The following is a 26142-nucleotide window of genomic DNA, read 5'->3' as shown; positions in this document are numbered from 1 at the left end:
CCACCGCGATAAATTATTTGGGGTGGGTCAAAAAATCAATATTTGTCTGCCCATGGTGCGCTTTTGACCAGGATGCCACTTTCGAATCCATACCATATAGCCAACAAAAGCAAGACTGCGAGTGAAATTCGGATCCCTAGAGCATAAAGAGTTCGCTTTGATTGAGGGGTCCCCATATCCCGAAGCAGGAAAAACAAAGCACTGGAAAGGCTGACCAGTACTGCAATGAATAGTGCCACAATAACGATTTTCAGCCACATATTATTATTTACCATCAGTGATGTAGTAGCGCATGAGAGTAGAGATACCATCAGTTTCTGCGAAAAAAAACAGTGTACCACTGATTCGTAACTGGCCTATAACCCTCTTTTCTGTAGGAATTTTTCCCGTCTTAATCTCGCTGGGTTTTTGGCAGTTAGAACGAGCTGAAATTAAAGATGATATTCTTGTTGAGATCGATACCAGGTTGTCGTCACAACCTGTTACTCCTGATGAAGATTTGGACTTTAAACGCTTTATGCCGATAGGTTTGACTGGGAAATATATGGACGAATATTACTTCCTGGATAATCGCACTCGAAATGGAAGAGCGGGTTATGAAGTATTACAGGTTTTTACTTCCGACAATAAGCGGTGGTTAGTTAATCGAGGTTGGATTCCATTGGCTGAAGATCGAGAAATTTTTCCAGAAATTACCTATCCAAAGGAAGTAATTAGAATCATAGGATTTCTCTACCCGGTTAACAAAATTAATTCAGGAAAACGCCAAGAAAAAAAAGGCGGTCAGCGAATACAATCTCTTGACAGTCAGTTCACCAAAGAATTAGATCTGTATGAGGATCACTGGAGTGTCAGACTCAGTTCAGATTCAATTTCAGTGTTTTTAACAGAGTGGAATTTAATCAGTAGCAGTGCAGAACGCCACAGAGCATATTCGATGCAGTGGTTTGCCATGGCAATAGTCCTAGTAATGCTGTGGATGTTTACTGCTACTAATTTTGCCAGGATCACCAGAAATATAATAAGTAAAAATAATTGAGGGATTGTTGTTATGGAAAAAAAAGAGCAGGCCTCCATTACTGAAAGTACCAGTGGAGATAGGGCACCTTTGAGTTCCAGAAAATTTCAGGGTGTTTCTATTATGGCCTCTGTTCTGTTGCCAATGGTTGCAGCATATATCGTTTTTTATACCGGTATGGGAGTTCCTTCTGGGACCATTAACCAGGGAAATTTACTGCAACCGCCTGTAAAAATTAATGAACTTAAAATTAACTATCAGGGTGAAGAAACAAACCTGTTAAGTAATACATCACCAAAGTGGCGATACCTGATTCTAAGCGAATCTGGATGCAAAGAAGAATGTGAAAAACTCTTGTATACAAGCCGGCAGGTACATATTCGTCTTGGGGAGAAAGCAAATCGTGTCGAACGGCTCCTGATTACAGGTGCTCCAATGCCTGTAGATAAACAGGAAAAAATTAAGATTGAACATCCGCGCCTAAAAATTTTGGAGTTAAGTGAAGAAAACATCAGAACTTTACAGGAACTGACGGCTCATCAAGATGTGGCAGCAGTTAGAGCGATACTGATCGATCAAGAGGGGTTCGCAATGATGGCTTACGATAATCATCATAGTGGTAACCAGTTACTGAAAGATATTAAACGCTTGCTGAAGTACTCCTATGAAAAATAGGGAGAATGATATGCATCGGGAAAATAATCAACGGCCAAGCTATGGCTGGCGTTTCAGATTGGCAGTAGGTGGGTGTATCCTCGCTGTGGTGGTGGTTGTTTTAGGAGCATTCACCAGGTTAGTGGATGCAGGTCTGGGTTGCCCGGACTGGCCTGGTTGCTACGGGCATTTGACTTGGCCAGATGAAGTTCATGAAATTCAAACAGCCAATAGCGCCTTTCCGGATGCTCCTGTTGATGTCAGCAAAACATGGCCAGAGATGGTACATCGTTATTTTGCCGGCGTCTTGTTGTTACTGGTTGCCACTTTAACTTATCTTTCATGGCGTAACCCCGATCAGCGCACTTTCAAACAAACACATATCTTATTGGCACTGATAGTTTTACAAGCAGCTTTTGGTATGTGGACCGTAACTCTGAAACTTTGGCCACAGGTAGTCACCGCACATTTACTGGGGGGCATGGCCACCCTTTCCATGTTATGGCTACTCGCAGAGCGTATGAATAGTAGGACTAATTATGTTTCTACAAAAAAATACCGCGCTTTACAGAACTTACGGCCCCTTGCCTTTCTGACAGTAACAGTTGTAGTACTGCAAATCGCTTTGGGTGGGTGGACCAGCTCTAACTATGCAGCACTTGCATGTCCAGACTTTCCCACGTGCCATGGAAAATGGTGGCCGCAAGCCGACTTTCAGGCTGGATTTAACTTTGTTCAAAAAATAGGTCCTAACTATCTGGGCGGGGCTTTGGAGAGTGATGCGCGTACAGCTATCCACCTAAGTCATCGTATTGGTGCGCTATTTGTGACATTAATGGTGATTTACTTGGCACTGTTAACCTGGAAGCTGGGCTGGAGGCGATGGGCAATGGTATTGAGTGGAGTTTTGATGATACAGGTGGGGCTGGGGATCGCAAATGTCATTATGTTTCTGCCTCTACCTATCGCTGTGGCACACAATGCAGGTGCTGCCTTGTTACTATTAACTATTTTTACTTTTTGCTATCGAATACAGGTTGCTCAACCGATAGAAGTTGAAGAGAAAACTATAAAAATCGACCCTGTATTACCAGGCGCGGTAATGACCGGCGAACAGTAACTAAACCAAGCTTGATATCAAGGAAGATATAGGAACGAAAAAAATATGACGATACAAACTGCCGAAGTAAGCTCGACAAGCTGGCGCGATTATTACGAACTAACCAAACCCCGGGTAGTGATGTTGATGATACTTACCTCGGTAATCGGTATGTTACTAGCAGTACCGGGTATGGTGCCCCTTGATATTCTATTACTGGGGAATATAGGTATTGCACTTTGTGCCGGTAGTGCAGCAACGGTTAATCATCTGGTTGATCGGTATATTGACAAAAAAATGGCGCGTACCAGTAACCGTCCTGTGGCGAAAGGCAGGTTGGAACCCCGTAAAGCCCTAATATTTGCCTTGGTGCTTGGTATCCTTGGCATGACTGTTCTTATGGTGTTTGTAAATGTGTTAACAGCATGGCTGACTCTCATATCATTGCTAGGCTATGCAGTGATCTACACCATGTTTTTGAAGCACGCTACGCCACAGAATATTGTAATTGGCGGTCTGGCTGGAGCGGCACCACCTTTATTGGGTTGGACAGCAGTTACAGGTGAAATCCATGGACATGCTCTGTTGCTTGTACTTATTATCTTTGCCTGGACTCCGCCGCATTTTTGGGCGCTTGCTGTGCATAGAAAGGATGATTATGCCAGAGCTAATGTTCCCATGCTTCCTGTCACTCATGGTGTACCCTATACCAACCTGCATATCCTACTCTATACATTAATTTTATTTGCAGTGAGCCTCCTACCTTTTGCTACAGCTATGTTGGGTTGGCTTTATCTACTGGGGGCAGTGGTACTCGGTCTGGGTTTTGTCTACTGGAGCTTGGTAATGCTACGTGGACGTGATCCAAATGCGGGAATTGAGACCTTTAAGTACTCCATCATTTATTTGATGGCACTATTTTGTATTATGTTATTAGATCACTACTTGATAGCGGTATAAGAAGATGAATAATAGTGAAATTCAGGCCGCTGTAATGTTAACTCAACAACGACAGAAACGCGGTATTCGCATAACAATTGCTATTCTATTGATATTTATAGTAACTGTTTTAGTAGGTTTTGTTCATAGGCTGAGCCAGCCTAGGATAATTACTGATTCTGAACTGCGATTAAATGGTACTGTGAAATTGCAGCGTGCAAGAATATTGGATAACTTTCAACTAGTGTCAGATACTGGAGAAGTATTCCAAACAGAAAACATGCGTGGTCAATGGACCTTGGTATTTTTCGGTTTTACTCACTGCCCGGATGTTTGCCCTACGACCTTATCTAGTTTGAATAGCTTCTATCAGATGCTTGATGAGAATACTCAGGAGGAAACCAATATTATCCTGGTATCTGTTGATCCAAGTAGAGATTCACCAAAAATACTGCATGATTATATACGCTATTTTAATAGTGATTTTCGAGGTCTCACCGGTGACTTTATTGAAATTAAACGCTTTGCCAGCCAGCTTAATATTCCTTTCAATAAAGTAATCCTGAATGAGGAAAGCTATACCATGGATCATGGAACTCAAGTAGTACTTATAAATCCTCTTGGGCATTACCATGCTTTCTTCAAGGCCCCCTTGGATCCCGCAAAAATGAAATTAACTTATCGATCGCTTCGTGCCACGTTTAAAGAATAAATTTTCTTGATACAAAATCAATTTCAGGGTGTTACTGGAATCCTTCTGTCTTTCCCCCAGAGTTAAAGATGCAAAATGATACGGCTAAATCGGGATCTTTAAATAGTATATCTGGTATTCCCTGGGGGGCACCTGTTCTTTTATCGCTGTGTGTGATCCCTTTTGGTTGGGCAGGTTTGTTGGCACCAGCAACCTGGCTTGCTTTAACCGGCATAGAACTGAACAATGGTTGGAAGCGAGGCGTATTATTTATCGTCTGTGCTTTTCTAATGCTTCTGGCTGGTTTCAATGTAATTCCGGGTAGTGATCGCCTTCAGCTTGTAGCACCCTATACTGACAGTGATGGAAACCTGATATATGCCAGCTTCAATAGCGGTAAGGCGATCATAGCTATTGCATTATTGGCTTTTATGTTGCGATTACGGCAAACGATACGAATAGCTGATTTACCTTTTTTATTTCTCGCAATTCTTATTCCAGTGGCTAGTGGTTTCTTCCTATATGGTCCTTCATTAAAGCTAGATCCGACGATTGCACTGGCGGCTTTAATTAACTTATTAGTTGTTTGTATCAGTGAGGAAGGCTTTTTCCGCTGGATATTCCAAAGAGGTATTGCGGAGATTCTTAGTAACTGGCAGTGGTTATCGGTACCAATCGTTGCTTTTGTATTTGCATTTCTACATGTAGGTTGGTCGGCCGGATCCGCAGCTATTTTTCTACTCGGTATAGCTTCACTATGCTATGCGATGCTTTGGTTTATGCGTAGTAATTTTTGGCTCTGTGTGTTAGCTCATTGGGGAGTTAACCTGCTTCATATGTTTACTCTTCCGTATCCACTGCCTAGCTAGAAAGATGAAATATTTTATAGCAGGATAATCGCATTACAGTTCATCAAAATAGCACCATAAAATTTTTTATGGTTTGAATTAGAGACGTATTTCATGAAAAGAATTTTTATTTTATCAATAGTAATTTTGGCTTCCTGTGAAAGACAAGTTAAGTACGATTACCAAGAGTTGGCTGAGAGTCTGGTTCGGGAAAATATTTTGGTCGATGGGCATATCGATGTTCCGTATAGGCTTACAAAGGAAAGTGTGGATGTTGGATTAATGACTGAAGGAGGAGATTTTGATTTTCCCAGAGCTAAAAGTGGTGGTTTAAACGCACCTTTTATGTCTATCTATATCCCGGCTGAAAAAGAAGAGGATGGTACTGCCAAGGACTATGCAGACCACTTGATTGACAGCGTTGAACAGATGGTGGAAGCACACCCGGATAAATTTGCTATTCCTATGAGCTTAAGCCAACTAAAAATACAGGTTGATCAGGGTAAGCTCTCTTTGCCATTGGGAATGGAAAATGGTGCTGCTATAGATGGCAGCTTTGAAAACCTTCGACACTTCTATGCTCGTGGAGTGCGTTATATCACACTCACTCATTCCAAGAGTAATCATATTTCAGACTCTTCTTATGATGAGAAGCGTCCATGGCAGGGACTCAGTGAATTTGGCAAGCGGTTAGTTCGTGAAATGAATACGCTAGGTATTATGGTAGATGTATCCCATATTTCAGATGAAGCTTTTTGGCAGGTATTAGAGCTTTCCTCGGTACCTGTTATTGCCTCTCATTCATCGGCCCGGCATTTTACTCCAGGTTTTGAGCGTAATATGAGTGACAAAATGATTAGGGCTCTTGCTGACCAGGGAGGGATGATTATGATTAATTTTGGTTCAACTTTTATTAGTGTTGAATCGCGGCGCTCCTCTGCTGAAATTGATGCTTCTATCGATAGATTCATCCAGACAAGAAACCTCACAATGGAAAGTGAAGAGGCTAAGAAGTTTGCAGAGAAACTAAGAAGAGAGAAATTTGTTTATGCTGATCTTAATGATGTGCTAGACCACTTTGATCATATTCGTGACTTGGTAGGTGTTGATCATATCGGGATAGGTTCAGATTTTGATGGCGTAGGAGACAGTTTGCCCGCCGGCCTGAAAGATGTTTCCAGCTATCCAAACTTGGTTCGTGGTCTATTAGAACGCGGTTATAGCAAAGAAGACATTAAAAAAATCCTAGGCGGGAATCTTTTACGTATTTGGGAAATTAATGAAGATTATGCCACTCCACAAAATGGTTGAGATTGTGGTAAAGGATAGTGTGTAAACTATGCTGTCATTATCCATTTATGATAGTAATTGCTGTAGTGGAAAAGAGCCTCTATTGAAGAAATCGACCGACATTACTAATCGATTAAGGAAGGTCCGAGTGTTTATCGGGTGGCTAGGCCTGCTAATTGCTACGCCATTTTTCATTTGGGGTCTGCTTGGCTTATTGGGGCTTGTTCCATCAATGCTTCAAGTTTTTGGTATTTCAGGGATACGTATTCCTGCCAGCATCACAATTATTGGGTTGTTAGTTGCCGCTATTGGATTTTGGGATTATGACTAGGAAGAAAGGGTAGTAAATGTTTAAAGTGTCAGACTTTTTTATTATGTTGGCGGTTCTTATATCCTTTTTTCTGTCTGGATATCTGTGGTTCAATGGTTATAAAGAACAAGGTATTTTTACCGCCTTATGGGTGCCGAGCATACTCGCTTTTGGTATCTATTTTAAAGTATCTGCAATACTTGCGCGCCGAGGCTAAATGTGTCTGATTCATTTATTTTGGCAATTGGGGTTGGTGTATTTATCTGTTTACTGATTGGCGTCGTCATGACCGTGTATGAATTTCATAAGGTGGGATCAGAGCCGGTAAAGAAAAAGCAGGAGGGGGATTAATTTGATACTTTGTTTTCTTCACCATTGTTTAAATGGGGTGATTCTACTTATATAGAAGAGAAAATGGGGAGGCTAAAAGCTTCCCCACTTTATGTTGAAAGACTGTTCCCTACTTAAAAGGTATAAGTCATCTTACCGTAGATAAAGCGGCCACGAGGGTCGTGTTGTGATTGCACATAACCATATAAATCAGAATTGCCATCACCGATGGCGAAGGGAGGTTCTTCATCAAAAACGTTATCGGCACCCAAGCTCAGGATCATGTTCTCAAAGCCGGTGAATCGAGCTTGCAGGTTCATTGTCATAAATGAATCTACTGTGCGGGAGCTATTGGTGTCGTAATCAAGGGTGCCGTCAAAATCGATATCTGGCGTATCCTCAAATTCACCGATATAGTTGAGTCCGGCACTGAAGCCAAAGCGATCAAAAGTCCAGTCGGCAGTGGCATTCCATCGGTGCTGTGGATACTCATACTCTCCGGCCAAGTCTCGAGTCAGGAAAGAATCGCCATCAGAATTCAGTTCAACTCTCTCAAACTCTGCTAAATAGGAATAATCCAGGCGTACTCCGAGTTCGCCGCCTGCCAGCTCAAAGCCACTATATACAACACTCAAATCTACGCCTGATACTTCTTGTTCACCAATATTGGTAAAACCACTGCGGATGGATTGAAGTGCTCCCAAAGATTGGCCACCTACTGGAGTGTCCCGACGGCAGATTGTACTGCTCTGTTCACCGCAGTGCTTGCTATACAGGTAGCCAAAGGGTACTTCATCAATCTTACCTTCCTGAGTGATATTCCAGTAGTCGAGTGATAACTGCAAACCTTCCAGAGGTTCAAGTACCCCACCGATATTGAAGGATTCGGATTCCTCCGCCTCAAGGTCAGGGTTACCTGAGTAAATAATGGTGTAATCAGTCTGATTACAGTAAGTATTGTTAACCTCACAGCCATAGGTGTCGACGAAGAACAGGGATTCCTGAGAATCTCCAAGGCCGACCTGGGCCAGGGAGGGAGCACGGAAACCGGTACCCCAGGATGCACGGAGCGAGAGCATATCGTTAGCGGTCCACAGCAGATTGGCCATAGGGTTGGTAGTACTGCCAAAGTCACTGTAGTCGTCATAGCGGCCGGCTAGGCTCAGATCAAAATTGGCGGGCAAGGGAATAGCAAACTCCACATAGGCAGAGGAGATATCCCTACTGGCCTTTGCTGAAACGGACTCAGTGCCAAAAATCAGTCCACGCTGAAATTGGTCATCGGGAATATCGGAGGCTTTTTCCTCGCGATATTCTAGGCCCGCGGCCATAGCGATAACGCCGTTGGTGGTATCAAACAAATCACCATTGATCGAGAAATCATAAGCGGTCAGATTAGACTTGCCCTGACGCACTAGGCTGGTGGTAATGTCATTGATTACTGAATCTGGATTCTGAACGCCGCCAAACGGGTTGTAGCGTCCTGCATTGATTTCTTGTTGAAGCAAGTCAGTTCGCACCCAACCTTGGGATCTGTCTCCGGTCTGAGTCGACTCGCTGCGAGAACGTTGGACTGAAGCCTCCCAATTCCATTCCGAAATACTGCCGCGCAGACCAAAGACACCGCGGAGGTTGTCAGTTTCGATACTCCATTGGCGAGCACCCGCATCTACCGTGCGATAGCGGAAGATATCCACATCTTCACCAAAGGGATTGTTGGGGTGGTCGGCAAGGACATAGAGACCGGCGTCACCGTCCAATGGAGTTGGTGCTCCCTGAGCTACAGAAGTGTTATGTTGAACGGCAATTTCACTGAAAAACTCAATATTTTCGCTCAGGTCTGTGTGTCCCAGCATTAACAGGCCAGTGCGTTCAGATTCCGGAGTAATCAGTGTCCAGGGACCGTAATCATATACACAGACTTCACCGGTATCGCGATCTTCTGGGCAATTAGGGTCGGGCAGAATAGTCCCATCGCTCAGAGTAAAGCTACCTGGGTAACCGCGAGAGGAACGGAAATCCATCCCGCCACGCCCAGATTGGTTAGCGGTGTCTAATCCGCTACGCTCTGTGCTGGCCAGGCGGCTGTTTTTATGATGGTCAAAAATGACGGTAAAATTGGAGTTCTCCCCGTTAACTCCCCAAACCGCGGAAAAAGACTCTTCGTCATAGCCGTCTGCACTTCCGTAATCCATGGATACTTCGGTGCCTTCAAAATCTTTGCGCAGTACCAAGTTGACCACGCCCGCAACGGCATCGGAACCGTATATTGCAGAAGCGCCGTCCTTCAGCACTTCCACACGCTCAACTGCCGCTAGAGGAATACTGTTGATATCGACGAAGTTGGTCGTGATGCCTTCGGCAAATGCACTTATTGCAACGCGCCTGCCGTTCACTAATACCAAGGTAGCGTCGGCACCCATACCGCGCAAACTAACCGCAGCTGCACCATTGGCGGTGGAGTCCTGATTGTTGCCGCGGGTAGAGAAGGTGCCGTTACCGGCGGCAGGGTTTTTCTCAAACAGTTGCTGCAGGTTTGTATAGCCGGATTTCTCGATGCTATCGCGATCCATTACTTGGACAGGAGTGGCATTCTCAAATTCGGAGTTGCGGCTGATGCGCGAACCCACTACGGAAACTTCCTCAATCGCACCTTCCTCGGCGGCGAAGAGAGTTTGAGGGGTTGATGCTGCGGCTGCAGCCAATATGGCGCTGGCCAATACATTACGACGGAGAGTGAAATTTTCCATGTTTCTTGCTCAACTTTTTTATTGTCATAGTCCGTGACTGGCCCAAATTGGCTGGTCGTCGGGCAACACTAGCAACGGCGGAAAATTGAAACAATTGGCTGGAGGCGGAGTGCAAACTTATTGAGAAGATAGGTGATATAGATCGCTTTTTAAGGTGAATTTAGGCGCCAAAGTGCAATAAATAGCACCTGCCGGTAGAGATGAAAAAGAGCATTTTCTTGGCGTCATTTACTTCCTGATGGGCTTAACTGACAAGTAAGAAAGAACATTGCAGCGGCCAGGACAATAGAGGGGCCGGCTGGGGTGTTCCATAGTATTGAAGCAAGAAGACCAAACACGACGGCCAGGCAGCCGGTTATTGAAGCCAGCAGAGCCATCTGCTCTGGTGTGCGAGAGAGTTTACGCGCGGCGGCGGCGGGAATAATCAATAATGCGGTGATCAGCAAGACACCGACTACCTTCATCGCGATAGCTATTAATAGCGCCAACATAAGCATCAGCGCCATGCGTACCCGCTCCACCGATACACCTTCGACGGAGGCTAACTCTTCGTGCAGGGTGAAAGCCAGGAGCTTATCCCAAAGAAAATAAAGCAGGGTGAGAATTCCCACCACTGTGATAGACATCAGTATCAGATCTTGGCTGCCAACAGCGAGCAGGTCGCCGAGTAACAAAGAAAGTAAGTCAACTTTTATCTTGAACAGGCTCACTGTCACGATGCCGAGGGCCAGCATTGAGTGGGATAAGATGCCCAGCAGGGTATCCACTGCCAGCTTCTGGCGGCGCTGCAGATACATTAACAACACTGCCAGCAGGCAGCAGGTAGCTCCTACTGCCAGGGTCGGCATGATATGCAGGACAAACCCCAGGGTGACACCGAGCAAAGCGGAATGAGCCAGGGTGTCACCGAAGTAAGCCATGCGTCGCCATACAGCAAAGCAGCCCAGTGGACCACTCACTACAGCCACCAACAGTCCGGCACTGAGGGCGTACCAAAGAAATTGGCTGTGCAGTAATTCGCCGAAATCGACCACTTATTTTTGCTCTCTTTTCTTGTCGCTGGATGCTGCGCTGGAGTGGTTATGTGTGCAGTTCCCCGCACTCGCGATATCGCCACTCAGTTGGTGTTGGTGATTATGTTGATGGGTGTAGGGGGCGACCTTGTCACCGAAGAGCTCTAGATAAGCGGGATCCCGGCTCACCTGTTCCGGGTGACCGTGGCAACAAATGTGCTGGTTGAGGCACAGCACCCGGTCAGTAGCAGCCATGACCAGGTGCAGGTCGTGGGAAACCAATAATACGCCGCAATCTAGTTCGTCGCGGAGTGTCGCAATCAGCTGGTACAGCTCGCTCTGCCCACCCACATCCACTCCTTGGGTGGGTTCGTCGAGTACCAGCAATTGCGGTTTGCGGGATGCGGCGCGGGCGAGCAGGACTCGTTGCATTTCCCCGCCGGAGAGGTTGGCAAGAGTGGCTTTGAGTAAATTCCCGGCTCCGACCCGGTCCAGTGCTGCTTGTGCTTGACGGGATTGCATGCCGGACTGCCCCAACAGCAGGAAGCGTTCAACGGACATCGGCATTGAGCTATCGATATGCAGGCGTTGCGGCATATAGCCGATACGCAGTCCCGGGTCGCGCCAGATATTCCCGCTGCTGGGTTTGGTCAAACCCAAAAGTAACCGCAGTAGCGTGGTCTTGCCGGCACCATTTGGGCCGATCAGGGTAACAATTTCACCTTGTGTTAGCTCTAGGGTTACGTCCTTGAGCAGTTGCCGGCCGGCAAGTTGCAGACCGATGCCATCGGCGGTGATTAGCGGCGCGGAAGGGCTCAGGGTGAAATCTCCGGGGTTTGCGGGGGGAAAAAATAGTATTATGTTTGGAGGCCTTTAGATGCGCGCTCACCGGGCACGTCCGTGGCCAATCGAATTGGCGGCTGAAGGCCGCTTATGATTATATCGCAGTTTTGTGTCGTTAAATGTCTTCCATGTCCCCCTCTTCACGTGTTTTGTTTTCTTCTGCATTGATTTTGCTGAGTTTTTGCCTGTTTGCTTGTGGTCAGCCGCAACCTGCCGAAAGGGCAGAACTGGTGGTGAGTGTGCGCCCGTTGGCACTGATCGCCCGAGAAATTGCTGGAGAGGAAGTGCCTGTTCGGGTGCTGATTCAGGGGGGGGATCCACATTACTATGCACCCAGTATCACAGAGCGGGCCCTATTGGAGCGTGCGCTGTTACTGGTATGGCTTGGCCCGCAGATGGAGGCGGTTCTCGCTAAGCAGGCTGCTTCGTTACCTACTGAGAGGCAGCTGCAATTGCTTGGCGCCGCTGATTATGAATTTCAGGGGGCCAATAGCTCAGATCCACACATCTGGTTACGCCCGCGCAATGCGGCGATTGCGGCGGCCGAGATAGCAGAACGCCTGGCTGAGCTGCAACCGCAGCAGGCTGAAGTTTATCGGGCGCGTGCGCGGGATTTCTCCAAGTCTATGGCTAACCTGCAGAAGGTGCTGGACCGAGCACTATGGGGTTATCGCAATGTGCCCGTAGTGGTGACCCACGATGCTTATGGACATTTCTTCGGTTCCTCTGGGGTTGATACCCGGGCTCTGAGTAGTGGCAATAACGGCGGCCACGGTGCCCGTTCAATGCTCAATCTAGCGGGGATGGGCAAGGGCTGCCTGTTTGGCGGTGTGCCCGAAAACGATCGCGACAGGCAGTTAGCTGAGCACTTGGGGCTAGATTACGCGGCGCTGGACCCGCTGGGAGAGCAGCTGGCTGCAGATGCCAGCTATCGGGATCTGATTGAATCCCTGTTAGCCCAGGCGCGCAGGTGTCTGAGTCAAATTCCCGATACCGATGGTAGCCAAGTGCCCGGTTGATAATAGTCTGGTGTTTTTGGATTCAGAGCGTTGCCAGGACAACCCGCCCAACGGAAAGTCCACTGGGCGGGGGATGTTACCGGCGGCGATTAACCAGCACTACTGGTATTGCTTTTTAGTTGTTGTAATTTTTCCGCACGTACTGCTTCGCGTTCTGCCTGTTCGCGTAATTTTTCCAGTTGGCGCATCTGGCGTTTGAGTAGGGTTTTTTCCTGTTCCTTTGTCGCTTCCTCCAGCATTAATTCGTGGTTAGGCGAGTGCGAAAAGACCGCTGCGGCAGAGTTTGTCTTTTGGGCCTTCTCTGTTTCACAGGCCGAAACCGCACCAGCCGGGGTAGCCAGGGTGTGGGCGGCAAGCACAAGAGCGGCGTACATCACTCCTCTCATAGTTAGAATCCTTCCTTTAAACATCTGATGGGTACTGTTTCCGGGATAAAAAGGGCCCTGTGCTGCCTGGGGGCAGCCAGTCACTGAAGGTTCCCGGGGAGTAAGCGAATGGTGAAGTCGCTACCGGCAAGCGTAGACAAGCCTGAAGGTTTGGTGTGGTTGCTGCGCCGATAGTTATCGGCACGGCGTTAAGGTGAGTTGGCTTTAGTGCAAAGTGCCCGAAATCGGGCCCAGCGATAGCAATTAACCATGCAGGATTTTGATAGGCGGAAAAAATGCGTGAAGGGCGTTATCCTATCGGCCTGCCCCGCGCGTTGAGCGCCCAACTAAGCAAGAATTCCGTAATCTATGAGTAAAAAAGACACCAATGCCGCTCCGCTGATCCTGGTGGATGGCTCCTCCTACCTTTACCGCGCTTTTCACGCCCTGCCGCCACTGACCACCAGCCAGGGCAGACCCACTGGTGCGGTACGCGGGGTGATCAGTATGTTGCGCCGTCACTTGAAGGAGCACCCGGACAGCCCTGTGGTAGTGGTGTTTGATGCCAAGGGCAAGACTTTTCGCGATGAAATGTTTGCCGAATATAAATCCCATCGCCCACCAATGCCCGATGACCTGCGCGAGCAGATCCAGCCTATCCACGACATTATTGATGCCATGGGGTTACCACGCCTGGTGGTGGATGGTGTTGAGGCGGATGATGTTATCGGCACCCTGGCTCTTGAGGCCCAGCGTAAGGGCAAGGAAGTGATTATTTCCACCGGTGACAAGGATATGGCGCAGTTGGTACGGCCCGGAGTCACCTTGGTCAATACTATGTCCAATACCGAGATGGATAGCGAAGGAGTGGTAAAGAAGTTTGGTGTTGGGCCGGAATTGATTATCGACTTTCTCGCCCTGATGGGCGACAAGTCGGACAACATTCCCGGGGTTCCGGGTGTGGGTGAAAAGACCGCGCTGGCGCTGCTGCAGAATCTCGGTAGCCTTAAGGAAATCTATACAGATCTGGATACTATAGCGCCTCTCGGTTTCCGCGGGTCTAAGACCCTCGGCAAGAAAATGGCTGAACACCGCGATGCGGCAGAACTTTCCTACAAACTTGCCACTATCAAAACCGATGTGGAAATGCCTTACCACCCCCAGGATCTGCACAATGCTGAGCCTAATATCGAAGCGTTGATTGAGCTGTTTACGCAAAATGAATTCCGCGGCTGGCTGGAAGAGCTGACCACTGAAGAGGCTGACGAGGCTATGGCCGAGGCCGTCGAGCGGGATTACGTCATAGTGACAGAGATGTCGGAATTTGATGCCTGGCTGCAGCAACTGAAAGACGCGGATATCTTTGCTTTTGATACCGAGACCACCAGTCTCAACTACATGCAGGCAAAACTGGTGGGGGTGTCTTTCGCTGTAGAGCCCTACCTGGCCGCCTATGTGCCTTTGGCCCATGACTATATGGGTGCACCGGAGCAGTTGCCATTTGAACAGGTGCTGCAGAAGCTGAAGCCACTGCTGGAGGATGACAAGCAGAAAAAGGTGGGGCAGAACCTGAAATATGACAGCCATATTCTGGCCAATTACGGTATTGAATTACGCGGAATCGCACGGGATACCATGTTGGAGTCCTATGTACTCGACAGCACCGGCAGCCGCCACGATATGGATAGCCTGGCGGTTAAATACTTAGGAGAGCACACGGTGCACTTCGAGGATATCGCTGGAAAAGGTGTCAAGCAGCTCACTTTCAATCAGATTGAAATGGACAAGGCTGGTCCCTACGCTGCCGAGGATGCCGATATTACCTTGCGTCTGCACAATGAACTGAGTGCGCGCCTGGAGCGGGAACCGACCTTGGTAAAAGTGCTTGATGAGATCGAGATGCCACTGCTGCCGGTACTTGCGCGAATGGAACGCAACGGCGCCTACATAGACGCTAAAATGCTCGCGGAGCAAAGCACTGAGCTTGAACAGAAAATGCGTGCACTGGAGCAGAAAGCCTACGAGGTGGCCGGTGAGGAATTCAACCTGGGCTCCACCAAGCAATTGGGCGCCATCCTGTTTGAGAAACTGCAGATCCCGGTGATTAAAAAGACTCCCAAAGGCGCACCTTCTACAGCGGAAGCGGTGTTGCAGGAGCTGGCCCACAAGCACGAGCTGCCGGCCCTTATCATGCAGTACCGCGGTCTGGCCAAGTTGAAAAATACCTATACCGACAAGCTACCGAAGATGATAGACCCGGCTAGCGGCCGCGTACACACTTCCTACCATCAAGCGGTGGCGGCGACTGGACGCCTGTCTTCCAGTGATCCCAATCTGCAGAATATCCCCATCCGCACCGATGAGGGGCGCCGAATTCGCTGCGCTTTTACTGCCGACCCGCGTGTTAATGGTGGCAGTGAGATAATTGCCGCAGACTATTCGCAGATTGAACTGCGCATCATGGCGCATTTGTCCGGCGACACGGGGCTGGTTGATGCATTTGCCCACGGCGCAGATATCCACCGGGCCACGGCTGCAGAGGTATTTGAGGTGCCACAGGGTGAAGTCAGCGATGAACAGCGCCGTCGCGCCAAAGCCATCAACTTTGGCCTGATCTATGGTATGTCGGCTTTTGGCCTGGCAAAGCAGCTGGATATCCCACGCGCCGATGCACAGACTTATATCGATCGTTATTTTGAGCGCTATCCCGGTGTATTGCGTTATATGGAAGATACTCGGGCTCAGGCTGCGGAAAAAGGCTATGTGGAAACCTTGTTCGGCCGCCGTCTGTATCTTCCGGAAATTAATTCGCGCAATGGTATGCAGCGCCAGGCAGCCGAGCGCACCGCGATTAATGCGCCTATGCAGGGTACTGCCGCGGACATTATCAAGCGCGCCATGATCGCCGTGGATGCTTGGCTTATAGAACAGAAACTGACCAGTAAGTTAATTATGCAGGTGCACGATGAATTGGTGCTTGAAGTGCCCAAAGAAGAAATTGAAGTTGTGGCTAATGGTCTGGTGGACCTGATGCAGGGCGCTGCAAAGTTACATGTGCCTCTGATAGTTGATCTCGGCCGGGGCAAGAGTTGGGATGAAGCCCACTAATTGTTGGTGAAAATCACTTTAACGCCATGGGTTCGGCTCATTGCTGCGCCCGTTTTTAGCTGAACGGTTGCAGCAGGGGTTTTTTGACGAATATGGCGCCAATTTTCGTATTTTGATCGACGTTTTTACGATCTTTACGCAAATTCGTGGAACTGTTCCGGCGACAGCCTCTCTAAAAAGGCAAGATCGTTGGAATGCGTCATCATCCCCCAAGGAAGTCAGATGTTTGCCCCGGTACTCCCCCAAGTCCGGGGCATTTTTTTTGCCCTTAGAGATATACGTTTTCCCCTCCCTCTTCCCCTGCTCTGCGGAATTCTCCATGGTTTAAGCGACATGACTTTGGCTAGCGGACCCGCTGGCGTTCAACTGGTCTAGTCTGAGCACTACAGAGAATTTATTCGTTCTGGTTCCCGCTGGCACTCTCTCCCTGAGATACGCTGATCCCCTGGAGGCGGTGCGACCTGGGCCGGGCCAACTGTCCGCCGGGAGGGCAATGGATGCAGAGCCGAGCCATAGCGCTGGCCGCGGAGGATATCACTTTGGGCGCCTCGCTCACCCTGCCCCAGGGCGCGCAGGCACTGGTGGTATTTGCCCATGGCAGTGGCAGCAACCGGACCAGTCCGCGTAATCTGACCGTAGCCAGCCGGCTGAATGATGCCGGTTTTGCCACCTTGCTATTTGATCTGTTGAGCGCCGATGAAAGTCGTGCCGATGCCTCCACCTGCGAGTATCGCTTTGATATTGACCTGAGCGCTCGGCGCCTGGTGGATGTTCTCGACTGGGCCGCGCGGGAAGAGAGTACTGGGCACCTGACGATAGGCCTTTTTGGTGCCAGTACCGGAGCTGCGGCTGCTCTGGTCGCAGCTGCTGAGCGACCATCACTGGTGGGCGCTGTGGTTTCCCGTGGTGGTCGACCGGATCTGGCTGGAACAGACTTGCCACTGGTAAAGGCCCCGACACTGTTGATGGTTGGTGGCGATGACAAACAGGTGCTGGAAGTAAATAAAGAGGCCTTGACCCACATGGTAAATGGTCCCCGACTGCAAATTATTCCCCATGCCGGTCATCTGTTTGAGGAGCCTGGGGCCATGGAAGAGGTGGTACACCTTACTATTCGCTGGTTTCGTACGAACCTGCTATGAGCCGTCTAAAACTCTTCAGCCTGGATGTCGGTGCCGATTTCGGCGGGCGCGTTGCAGCGGCCCTGGGGGAACCCCTGGCTCAACATGAGGAGTGCTACTTCGCCGATGGCGAGCATAAGCTGCGCCCTTTGGATGATGTGGAGGGGGCCGACGTATTCCTGGTGCAATCCTTATATGTAGATTCTAAGAGCAGCGTGGATGAGAAACTGCTGCGCAGTCTGTTTTTCATTGGCGCTCTGCGAGATGCTGGTGCCGAGCGCGTTACTGCCGTGATGCCCTACCTTTGTTATGGGCGCAAGGACAGGCGCACCAAACTGCGCGATGCGCTGCCCACTCGATACCTGGCCAGTCTGCTGGAGGCGGTGGGCACCGACACAGTGGTGACCCTGGATGCCCACAATCTGTCTACTTTTGAGAATGCCTTTCGCTGCCGCACTGTACATTTATTGGCTGAGCCATTAATGCTGGATTTTGCTGCGGTGCGCCTGTCCTCTGAAAAGCGGCCAATTGTGGTGTTGTCACCGGATGAAGGAGGTATCAAGAGGGCGGAAAAGTTGCGTAAGGTACTGGGTGAGCGCTTGCAGCGTCCGATCGGCAGGGCATTTGTGGAGAAATACCGGCGAGGAGAACAATTGAGTGGCGGCACCTTGGTTGGCGCGGTTTCCGGTGCTGTAGTAGTGATCGTGGATGACCTGATTGCCAGTGGCGCGACTCTATGTCACGCCGTACGCGCGGCACAGAATGCCGGGGCGGAACGATTACTGGCACTTATCAGTCACGGCCAGTTCAGTGGCAATGCGCAGGCAGATCTGGCGAGGCTGCCCGTAGAGTGCATAGCGGTGACCAATTCATTACCTCAGGAAAATTTGTCTGGGAATTTTGAACTACTGGATTGTGCTCCGTTGATTGCTGAGGCGATTCGCCGTCTGCACGATTCTGGACCGGTAAGCGAGTTGACCATCTGATAGTCTCGGGATGTTGAAAATAGGGCCAAGTGTGATGTTGGCGGCCACCCCGCTGAATTGCTGGCGTAATTTTCTACAAATAGCCCGCCGTTTACATTTATTTACTTAAACCCTGGGAACAAACGGGGGCACCGGTGTATCAAAAAGTACAGATCATTGTTGCTCCCTAACCCCAAAGCGTTCAGCTTTTTAACCCCGGATTGTCCCCAACTCCGGGGTTTTTTTTGCCTGCCATATTTTTTGCGGAATTTTTTTCAATTGGTTTCCTATTTGTTGGCGCGATTGGAATCTATTTCCGGTATAAAAATGATTGTGAGCATAATATTCACGTTCTTTCGATGGTGTAGATTGGTGGTTGGGAATGCTCCCGGCGCCAGCCTAATCTTCAACTGTACGAAGAGTTTGTTATCGAGAGGAACCCTCAGGCGTACCCGTCCCCCTGGATGCGCCTGCAAGTGCCCAACCCCAAGGGCACTGACCCCTAGCCGGCAGTCCCCATCTGCCGGCTTTTTTTATCATTTGAAAATGTTCTGCAGGTTTGCGCAAAAAGCTTCTTGCCTTACTTGCAAATGATAATAGTTCGCATTATTGTTAATCGAATGCTAACAAGGGGGTTACCGTGAATTTACGTTACCTATGTGCTAATCATCGCCAGTGGTTAGTTGATAACAAGGATCGTGCAGAAATGGCGTGGTTGGACTGGATTGAGCGAGGCAAGCTCCTGGCGGAGGAGGGCAATCACTCTGAAGCAATCCCGTATTTAGGGTGTGCTTTTGATGTGGCGGGTATGTTGCTGACGCGCCAGTGGCCCAGCTATACCGAATCGGCGCAGCGTTTCAGCGAGAGCGCTGCTGGCTTAATGCAATCCTACCGGGAGCAGGGCGATGAAAAACTACACCATTACATCCTCGCCGGAGCCAGCTCGGTACTCGCCCGCCAGCTGGGAGATAGGGATAAACAGCGGGTTGCCGCTGACTGTATCAGTGCCCTCTATCCAAATGGTACCGGAGAGCACGTGTCAGCAGTTGCCGGGGGTAAACGCCTCACGGGTGGCGGAGCAAGCCAGCGCCTGCACTGAGGAAATGGCCCATTCAAATTCTGCTGGGTCCTCGCGCCTGTTAACCGTTGCAATTAGCGAAGAGACTCTGGTTAGCTTGCTCGCACAGCGTCATCTTTGTGCTGAGGAGCTGTACTGTCCAACCCCGAGGGCGCACCAACAGTTACGACAGATTCTTTTGCGTGCCCTGTTACCTGTTGCAAAGCGAGGGTAAAAACTGTGGTCTCGTATGGACTTGTTGGCCATTGAGTCCACGATCTCTTCTCACGACCTTTTAAATAATCTTAAAGCGCTGCAAAGCCAGCCAGGGAAGCTGCGGTTGTGAAGAGCCCGCTCCAGGAATTTGTCCCCTGGATTAGGGCTCGTTCAATTTATGCGATTACTCCGCTGCGGGAGCTTCTTCCTCCCGGGGAGCTAGCCATACGTTCAGCTTGCGCTCCAGCTTGTCCAGGCCTGCCTTCTTGGTGGAAGAAAAAGTCTGCACGGTAACCCCGCGATCCAGTCCCTGCTCTTTGATGGCTTTCTCCACGGCAAATCGTGCATTGTTAGCGGGGCCATTTTTCAATTTGTCTGCCTTAGTGAGAAGGATATGCACTGGTAGCCCCGCCTCAACGGCCCAGGTCAGCATATGCAGGTCGAACTCCTTGAGAGGTTGGCGGATATCCATCAACAATACCAAGCCACGCAGGCAGGTGCGTTGCTCCAGGTACTCGGCCAGGTGGCGTTGCCATTCATCCTTCATGGCTCGGGCCACCTTGGCGTAGCCGTATCCCGGCAGGTCCACCAGCCGCTGTTGTTCGGAAAGGCTAAAGAAATTGATTAACTGTGTACGCCCAGGGGTCTTGGAGGTACGTGCAAGCTTGTTGTTGCCGGTTAGGGCATTGATGGCGCTGGATTTGCCTGCGTTGGAGCGGCCGGCAAAAGCCACCTCGGCACCTGAGTCCTCCGGACACTCAGTCAGGGTGGGGGCACTGGTGAGAAATTGTATGGAACGAAAGTTCAGTTTCTGTGGTTGGGCTTCAAATTTGGTAATTGACATGGTTTAAGTCTGTTGATCCGGTACACTCGCTTGGCGCGCAAGTATATAATGCCGCGGTTTTCGCGTCGCAGGACTATTGGGGGCGGCACGAAACGCCATATCTCAGCGCGCAACGGGACGACGTATGAACAGCATTATTAAGAACACTGCTCTGGCACTCGGTTTGGTTATTGGCCTGGGGGCCATACCCTTTGCAATGGCCTCGGGCGATGCTGCTGCGGGCAAGACAAAAGCTGCCCAGTGCGCCGCTTGTCACGGTACTGATGGCAACAGCCTGGCCCCGGCCTTCCCAAAAATCGCCGGGCTCGGTGAGAAGTACCTGTATAAGCAGCTCAAGGATATCAAAGACAAAACCCGTGATGTGCCGCAGATGATTGGTCAGTTGGATAGTTTCAAAGACCAGGATCTGCAGGATATCGCCGCTTATTTCGCCTCCCAGCCAATGCAGCTGTCCGGTTCTGAGGCCATCGCCATTACATTGAACAGTGGTGATAGTGTTGACGGTCTGGCCTTTGGGCGCAAGCTGTACCGTGCAGGCAATATGGAAACCGGTGTGCCGGCTTGCATGGGCTGTCACTCTCCCACCGGGCAGGGCAATGCGCCTGCCGGCTACCCGCGTCTGTCCGGGCAATTCCCTGAGTATATCGAGGCTCAGCTGAAGGCTTTCCGCGCAGGTAGTCGCAATAATGACGGCGATACCCGTACTATGCGTACTGTGGCCAAGCAACTCTCCGATGCTGAGATCAAGGCTGTCGCCAATTACATTGCTGGCCTGACAGAGTAAACCTGTCAGTCACAGTTACGAGAGGCCGGTCACACACCGGCCTTTTTTGTATCTGAGGCTCGCTTACCGGCACGAGAATTGGGTAAAGTAGTGCATCTTTTGCGGCGTTTCCTTGCCTGTGGCAACGGGAACTTAAATAATCTGAGTTGTCTATTGTGTCCTCAGTGGTCCGACAGCCAGTCGCAAACCGGTAATCGAACCACGAATGTACAAGTTGGAGAAGACTTATTATGAGAGCAGTTCTCGCCCCAATAACGATGGTAATGGCTGTATTGTTCAGTCTGGTCGCCTGTGCCCAAGAAAGCGGTGAGTTTAAGGCCGGTCAACACTACCAGGTACTGCCGCAAGCGGTTGCGCAGAAGAACAACAGCAAGATCGAAGTAACCGAGATGTTCTGGTACGGCTGCGCACACTGCTACCACTTCGAACCGACACTGGACAGCTGGAAAGAGAAGATGCCCAGCGATGTATCCCTGCAGAAGTTGCCCGCTATATGGCAGCCAGTTATGGATGTACACGCGCGCCTGTTCTATGTGGCTGACACCATGGGCGTTTTGGAAAAAATGCATACTCCGCTGTTCAACACCATCTACAACCAGCGCCAAATGTTGGCTATTCGCGAGGGTCGTAACTGGAAGCCGGACCTAAAAGCAATCGAGGCCCTGTTTAACCAGCATGGTGCCGATGGTGCCAAGGCGGCCAAGCTGATGAACTCCTTCGCGATCAACAGTAAAGTGAAGCAGGGCATGGCCAACCAGCGTGCTTATAAAATGACTGGCACTCCGGAAGTAGTAGTAGCTGGAAAGTATCGCATCAGCTCCTCCTTGCCGGGTTATAAAGGCAAGAGTAACAGTCAGGAAGTGATGCTGCAGGTAGCTGATTACCTGATCGCTAAGGAACGCGCCGATCGCGGTTAATTAACCTGTCGAGCCAAACCCCGCCCCGAGCGGGGTTTTTTATATCCAGCTTCTCTGGCTCATAATTTTGGGCCAGACTTTTGTCACCGCGGCGCCTTCTGGCCGATATCCCTATATTGGGAAGTATTCCATGAGATACAAATGGATCTGGCTCTGTCTCTGCTTCCTGGCCCTATCTCCAGAATTTCTATGGGCGCAATTAGCCCCAGAGAATGACAGACTGGCCGCGCGGGCCAGCAACCTGCTTTCCTATCTTGCAGTGGATTACGGGGATGCTGTGGATAACGGTAAAGTGCTGGATACCGAACTCTATCGGCTGCAGCTACAACATGCTGTCCAGGCCCGGCAGCTGGTACTTCAGTTACCGGATCGGCCCGGCCGTGCATCCCTGCAAAAAGGTCTCGGCGAACTGGGCGAGGCAATTGAACGCAAGGAGGGTGGTGAGACGGTACGTCGCCGTGCGAATGAATTGGCCGATCGTATGGCGGCACTCTACCAGATGCAGAGGTCACCGGCCCACACCCTGCCAGAAGCCAGCCTCGCCATGCCCCTGTACCGACAGCGTTGCTCCAGTTGCCACGGTGGACAGGGTGAGGGTGGAGAGGACGTGCCTGATCTGCGCGATACCTCCCGCATGGCCAGCTTCAGCCTCTACGATCTTTACAATACCCTGAACCCTACTGTGAATGGTGTGCATGGGGAAAATGTGGATGGCAACCTGACTGTCTGGCAGCGCTGGGCCCTGGCGGTGACAGTGGCCGCCTTTTCGGTAAATGACCAGTTGCCCCCTTCCGCTGACCTAGCTGAACATTACCCTGCATTGGTGGGTTTGCCTGGAATGGCGGTCACCCGCCCGGTGGAGCTGCCGGCTGATGCCTCGAGCGCCCTTATGTGGTGGCGAGCTCATCCACACCTTGTGCGTGCCCTGGAGCCTCCTTTGGCGCGAGCCGACGGCTTGTTGCAACTGGCGCAAACTGACTATCGGGCTGGGGACAGGGCTGGGGCCTATCACAAGTTGATGCTTGCCTATCGCGAGGGCTACCTGCCACTGCGCGCACAAATTGCGATGAGGGATCAGGTCTTGACGACCCAATTGCAGGCGCGGTGGCAACAGTTGCGTAGTGAACTGTTAAGTGGTGCGCCCAATGCCGAAGTGATCGCCTCTTTTCAAGATTTGCGTGCAATGCTGGTATCGGCACAGGCCCGACTCGGGCCCACTGTCGGTGGCGGATACGAATACCTTTGGGCGGCGCTGCTCTTTGCCCTGGCTCTGGCACTGGGGGTGGCTCTGTGGTGGGCGTTGCGGAGACGAAAGCTGTCTAGACTGTAAAAAGGTTTGAGCGCCAGGTCAGAGATCCTGAAGTGAGGAAGTCGCCATGGCAAGATCCTTCGTAACGTCACTTGTTGTTTTCAGTGCAATTTCGGTACAGGCTGCGGAGCCCCTGGACGCCTTTCCCGAGGATTTGGCGGGAAAGCAGCGCCACATTATCCAGCTGCCAAAAGTGGTCGATGAAAGCCGCTTTATGGTGGAGTTGGTGCCGGGAAAGAGCGAAGTTGCTGATTGTAACCTGCGAAGTTTTTCCGCGCCTTTGCAGCGGCAGCAGTTACCAGGCTGGGGTTATCCCTACTATGTCCTGTCTGAGTTGAAACCAACGCCTGGTACGCAAAAGGTATGTGCCCCTGGGTCTGAGTCGCGACGGTTCATCAGTGTGCGTGGGGACGGCCTGGTACTGCCTTATAACAGCAGCCTGCCGTTGGTGGTGTACCTGCCAGATGGTGTACAGCTCAAATATCGTGTCTGGCGAGCGGATAAAAATCTGTCTGATGCACATACAAAATAAACACAATTATTCCATTCATCAGGCAAATCTATCTATTCCCAGAATTACTCTGGCGTCTCAATAAATATTTTTAATGCTTCTAATGCCACTGTGGGATTTTGCGTCTAGCCTTACTAAGCAAAGGATGTGAAAAAGAGCGCCTAAGCAATTTTTCACGCCGGTCGCCAAGGCTGCAACCGGACAGGAAAACTGGCGGCAGCCCTCGCCGCCGTTCGCAGCAACCCCAACCTGCGGTGACTTCCGCGGGCAGACACAGTAGAGCAACGCATGAAGTATTTGCGTAATTCCCTATCGAATCGTGTCCTGGCTTCCTTCCTGCAGACCTTCGCCGTAGTCCTGGTACTTTTCCTATTGTTGCCACTGGCCGCAGCTGCGGAGTCGGCGCAACAGAAATGGGCCGGCAACTGGCTGGTGGTCAGTGAAGGTGATGACCAGTTGGTCTGGCAGCTGAATGCCGATGGTTCCGGCTACGCCTATGGCTTTAATTCCGGAGGGCGCCTGACCCATGGTTTTGCAATTAACTGGCAATTGGATGGCGATCGTGTACGGGTTCGCACCGGTGCCTCGTTGCATTGCAAGGGCGGAGTGGTGTCAGTCGCTTTTCGTGGCTGGAGTAGATCCACCTTGCTGTTTGCCGTAATTGACGGTCGTCACTGGCTGCAGGCAGGCGGTGGTCTGTTGAGCTTCCAGCGCCGACTCAGTAGCTGGAATACTCCGAAGGCAGGCAGTAGTTGTCCAGATATTGCCAGCTGAGCCCCCGCGTGTTGCTACCGGCCCTCAATATCACAGGCATGGATATTCCACTCAGGGAGGAGTTTGCACGACCCCGGAGAACTGTTGTGTCGCAGAGGCTTCTGGCAATTACTCTGGTATTTTTGCTTAACTGCGCTACAGCATTCGCTAAACAGGAAATCAAAGAGAAGCAGGAAAAAAGCCAAACGGAAGGTTGGCAGGCAGAGTCAGAACTTGATGCCGACCAGTGGGTTGGTGCCTGGTTAATTTCCAGGGATGGTGAAGCCCGGCATGTTTGGAGCTTGAAGCCCGACGGCACAGGTCGCTCCTATGCCTTCCTGCCGAGCAACGGTAAAATGCAGTTTGCGTTTGGGTACGATATACACTGGTATTTTGATCCCTTTACGCAGATGGCAAATATCAAAACCGGCCGCAGAATTATTTGTCGTCGCGGTAAAATATATCCCTATTTCCTCACCTTAAAATCCTACGAAAGTGACTATGCGGTACGGGGCAAGTTCGCTTGGCAGACTACATGGACCGAAGTGAGTATAGGTCGTAACCGACTGCACAAATCACTGGTGGTTTTTGTTGCACCACTCTCAGCCTGGCACGATCCTGAGCGAGATGCTCCGTGCCCGGAATTCCCCAGCCTGGGTTTGGAAAAGGACATCGACAAGGCTCTGCATAGCTGGGAGAAGGATGAGTCACCGGAATTGGAGGTAGATACCACCCCGGCTCCAGGCGAACCGGAGTTTGACGGAGAGGTATTAAAAGAAGCAGGAAAAAAAGGCGTGAAACGGCGCAGGCGAAATTAAAATAAAAAGCCGTTCAGGCGCTGGGAGTGCTGGGGAAAGTGCAAGGTAACCAGCAAGTCCTGTTAGCACTTTCAAATACACTCAGCAATTTTTGAATATCAAGCGGCTGTCGGTGGTAAATCGCTAAAGGTCTTCAAGATGGCAACAGGGTATGAATGCAAAAGTGTCCCTCGCTAAGATCTTGCGCAATATGTGCCCGAAATTACAGGAGGAAATCTTCGTATTTTGTCAGGTGTCGGATGCCCGGCTTGAAGAAGTATTGGCGGAAAGCCTGTGCATCTTCCGCGAAGGGGAGGGTATGAGCGCAATTCTGCCACTGCATCTGGCACAGCAATACGGTATCGCCTCCAGCGCACCATTTCGACAGATTACCCTACAGGTATTTTCCAGCCTCAGCGCAGTGGGGTTAACCGCGACTATTACCAAGGAGCTGGCGGAGGCTGGTATCGTGGCCAATGTCGTGACTGCACTGCGCCATGATCATATATTCGTCCCTGAAGACAGCGCCGAACGTGCCTTGCAGCTACTGCGGGGTATCAGTAATCGGGTTCACTACACCTGAGCCACTTA

General features: G+C 50.3%; 26 protein-coding genes. 20 read left to right on the top strand and 6 right to left on the bottom strand.

The features are described 5' to 3' along the window. Positions 1 to 35: 35 nt before the first annotated feature. On the bottom strand, positions 36 to 260 hold the full coding sequence (locus GL2_RS06495) for a DUF2909 domain-containing protein (RefSeq protein ID WP_143729897.1): 225 nt from the start codon (positions 258 to 260) through the stop codon (positions 36 to 38). Between the two features lie 32 nt (positions 261 to 292). On the opposite strand from GL2_RS06495, the gene GL2_RS06490 reads away from it, so the two are divergent. From GL2_RS06490 to GL2_RS06455, 8 genes are all read left to right on the top strand, one after another. Beyond that, positions 293 to 1039, top strand: coding sequence for an SURF1 family protein (locus tag GL2_RS06490; RefSeq protein ID WP_143729896.1), 747 nt, complete (start codon positions 293 to 295; stop codon positions 1037 to 1039). 12 nt (positions 1040 to 1051) lie between these two features. Then, positions 1052 to 1693 (top strand): hypothetical protein, encoded by a 642-nt coding sequence (locus tag GL2_RS06485; RefSeq protein ID WP_143729895.1) that lies wholly within the window; start codon positions 1052 to 1054, stop codon positions 1691 to 1693. Then, positions 1683 to 2792 carry a heme A synthase gene (locus tag GL2_RS06480; protein WP_143729894.1) on the top strand — a complete coding sequence of 370 codons (1110 nt, stop codon included), beginning with the start codon at positions 1683 to 1685 and terminating at the stop codon, positions 2790 to 2792. Before GL2_RS06485 ends, GL2_RS06480 begins: the two co-directional genes overlap by 11 nt. 45 nt (positions 2793 to 2837) lie before the next feature. Next, positions 2838 to 3731, top strand: coding sequence for a heme o synthase (gene cyoE / locus GL2_RS06475; RefSeq protein ID WP_143729893.1), 894 nt, complete (start codon positions 2838 to 2840; stop codon positions 3729 to 3731). Between the two features lie 4 nt (positions 3732 to 3735). Continuing rightward, on the top strand, positions 3736 to 4422 hold the full coding sequence (locus GL2_RS06470; RefSeq protein WP_143729892.1) for an SCO family protein: 687 nt from the start codon (positions 3736 to 3738) through the stop codon (positions 4420 to 4422). A 68-nt stretch (positions 4423 to 4490) separates the two neighbouring features. After that, positions 4491 to 5270, top strand: a complete 780-nt coding sequence (locus tag GL2_RS06465; protein ID WP_143729891.1) for a CPBP family intramembrane glutamic endopeptidase — start codon at positions 4491 to 4493, stop codon at positions 5268 to 5270. A gap of 93 nt (positions 5271 to 5363) precedes the next feature. After that, a complete protein-coding gene (locus tag GL2_RS06460) occupies positions 5364 to 6560 on the top strand; it encodes a dipeptidase (RefSeq protein WP_143729890.1) in 1197 nt (398 codons plus the stop codon). Between the two features lie 82 nt (positions 6561 to 6642). Next, positions 6643 to 6870: a hypothetical protein gene (locus tag GL2_RS06455; protein ID WP_143729889.1), complete on the top strand. Its 228-nt coding sequence runs from the start codon at positions 6643 to 6645 to the stop codon at positions 6868 to 6870. Positions 6871 to 7313: 443 nt separating this feature from the next. On the opposite strand, the gene GL2_RS06445 is transcribed toward GL2_RS06455, so the two are convergent. From GL2_RS06445 to znuC, 3 genes are all read right to left on the bottom strand, one after another. Further along, positions 7314 to 9929: a TonB-dependent receptor gene (locus GL2_RS06445; RefSeq protein ID WP_143729887.1), complete on the bottom strand. Its 2616-nt coding sequence runs from the start codon at positions 9927 to 9929 to the stop codon at positions 7314 to 7316. A gap of 224 nt (positions 9930 to 10153) precedes the next feature. Beyond that, positions 10154 to 10963 carry an iron chelate uptake ABC transporter family permease subunit gene (locus GL2_RS06440; protein ID WP_143729886.1) on the bottom strand — a complete coding sequence of 270 codons (810 nt, stop codon included), beginning with the start codon at positions 10961 to 10963 and terminating at the stop codon, positions 10154 to 10156. After that, the gene (gene znuC, locus GL2_RS06435; RefSeq protein ID WP_172621239.1) at positions 10964 to 11761 is read right to left on the bottom strand and encodes a zinc ABC transporter ATP-binding protein ZnuC; all 798 of its coding nucleotides are present in this window, start codon (positions 11759 to 11761) and stop codon (positions 10964 to 10966) included. A 143-nt stretch (positions 11762 to 11904) separates the two neighbouring features. Between znuC and GL2_RS06430 the strand changes: the two genes are divergently transcribed. Then, entirely contained in the window at positions 11905 to 12804 is a 900-nt protein-coding gene (locus GL2_RS06430; RefSeq protein WP_232053777.1) for a metal ABC transporter solute-binding protein, Zn/Mn family, read from the top strand. A gap of 89 nt (positions 12805 to 12893) precedes the next feature. Here GL2_RS06430 and GL2_RS06425 read toward each other — a convergent pair whose 3' ends face one another. Continuing rightward, the gene (locus GL2_RS06425) at positions 12894 to 13190 is read right to left on the bottom strand and encodes a hypothetical protein (protein ID WP_143729884.1); all 297 of its coding nucleotides are present in this window, start codon (positions 13188 to 13190) and stop codon (positions 12894 to 12896) included. 348 nt (positions 13191 to 13538) lie between these two features. Between GL2_RS06425 and polA the strand changes: the two genes are divergently transcribed. The 4 genes from polA (at position 13539) to GL2_RS06405 (ending at position 19462) form a co-directional block, all read left to right on the top strand. Continuing rightward, positions 13539 to 16277 (top strand): DNA polymerase I, encoded by a 2739-nt coding sequence (gene polA, locus GL2_RS06420; protein WP_143729883.1) that lies wholly within the window; start codon positions 13539 to 13541, stop codon positions 16275 to 16277. A gap of 497 nt (positions 16278 to 16774) precedes the next feature. After that, complete coding sequence (locus GL2_RS06415; protein WP_143729882.1) at positions 16775 to 17419, top strand: dienelactone hydrolase family protein; 645 nt, start codon at positions 16775 to 16777, stop codon at positions 17417 to 17419. Further along, positions 17416 to 18384, top strand: coding sequence for a ribose-phosphate pyrophosphokinase (locus GL2_RS06410; protein ID WP_143729881.1), 969 nt, complete (start codon positions 17416 to 17418; stop codon positions 18382 to 18384). The genes GL2_RS06415 and GL2_RS06410 overlap by 4 nt, the downstream gene beginning before the upstream one ends. 619 nt (positions 18385 to 19003) lie before the next feature. Further along, the gene (locus GL2_RS06405) at positions 19004 to 19462 is read left to right on the top strand and encodes a hypothetical protein (protein ID WP_143729880.1); all 459 of its coding nucleotides are present in this window, start codon (positions 19004 to 19006) and stop codon (positions 19460 to 19462) included. 358 nt (positions 19463 to 19820) lie between these two features. Here GL2_RS06405 and yihA read toward each other — a convergent pair whose 3' ends face one another. Beyond that, complete coding sequence (gene yihA / locus GL2_RS06400) at positions 19821 to 20480, bottom strand: ribosome biogenesis GTP-binding protein YihA/YsxC (RefSeq protein WP_143729879.1); 660 nt, start codon at positions 20478 to 20480, stop codon at positions 19821 to 19823. A 124-nt stretch (positions 20481 to 20604) separates the two neighbouring features. On the opposite strand from yihA, the gene GL2_RS06395 reads away from it, so the two are divergent. From GL2_RS06395 to GL2_RS06365, 7 genes are all read left to right on the top strand, one after another. Next, a complete protein-coding gene (locus GL2_RS06395; RefSeq protein WP_143729878.1) occupies positions 20605 to 21264 on the top strand; it encodes a cytochrome c in 660 nt (219 codons plus the stop codon). A 230-nt stretch (positions 21265 to 21494) separates the two neighbouring features. Beyond that, the gene (locus tag GL2_RS06390) at positions 21495 to 22181 is read left to right on the top strand and encodes a thiol:disulfide interchange protein DsbA/DsbL (RefSeq protein ID WP_143729877.1); all 687 of its coding nucleotides are present in this window, start codon (positions 21495 to 21497) and stop codon (positions 22179 to 22181) included. Between the two features lie 130 nt (positions 22182 to 22311). Then, positions 22312 to 23511 carry a hypothetical protein gene (locus tag GL2_RS06385; protein WP_143729876.1) on the top strand — a complete coding sequence of 400 codons (1200 nt, stop codon included), beginning with the start codon at positions 22312 to 22314 and terminating at the stop codon, positions 23509 to 23511. A gap of 46 nt (positions 23512 to 23557) precedes the next feature. Then, entirely contained in the window at positions 23558 to 24022 is a 465-nt protein-coding gene (locus tag GL2_RS06380) for an ecotin family protein (RefSeq protein WP_143729875.1), read from the top strand. A 267-nt stretch (positions 24023 to 24289) separates the two neighbouring features. Next, positions 24290 to 24775, top strand: coding sequence for a hypothetical protein (locus GL2_RS06375; RefSeq protein WP_143729874.1), 486 nt, complete (start codon positions 24290 to 24292; stop codon positions 24773 to 24775). An 86-nt stretch (positions 24776 to 24861) separates the two neighbouring features. Further along, positions 24862 to 25572, top strand: coding sequence for a hypothetical protein (locus tag GL2_RS06370; protein WP_143729873.1), 711 nt, complete (start codon positions 24862 to 24864; stop codon positions 25570 to 25572). 151 nt (positions 25573 to 25723) lie between these two features. Beyond that, positions 25724 to 26134 carry an ACT domain-containing protein gene (locus tag GL2_RS06365; protein WP_143729872.1) on the top strand — a complete coding sequence of 137 codons (411 nt, stop codon included), beginning with the start codon at positions 25724 to 25726 and terminating at the stop codon, positions 26132 to 26134. Positions 26135 to 26142: the final 8 nt, after the last annotated feature.

Source organism: Microbulbifer sp. GL-2, from assembly GCF_007183175.1.
Taxonomy (GTDB): Bacteria; Pseudomonadota; Gammaproteobacteria; order Pseudomonadales; family Cellvibrionaceae; genus Microbulbifer.
This window is presented reverse-complemented; position numbering and strand designations above follow the sequence as displayed.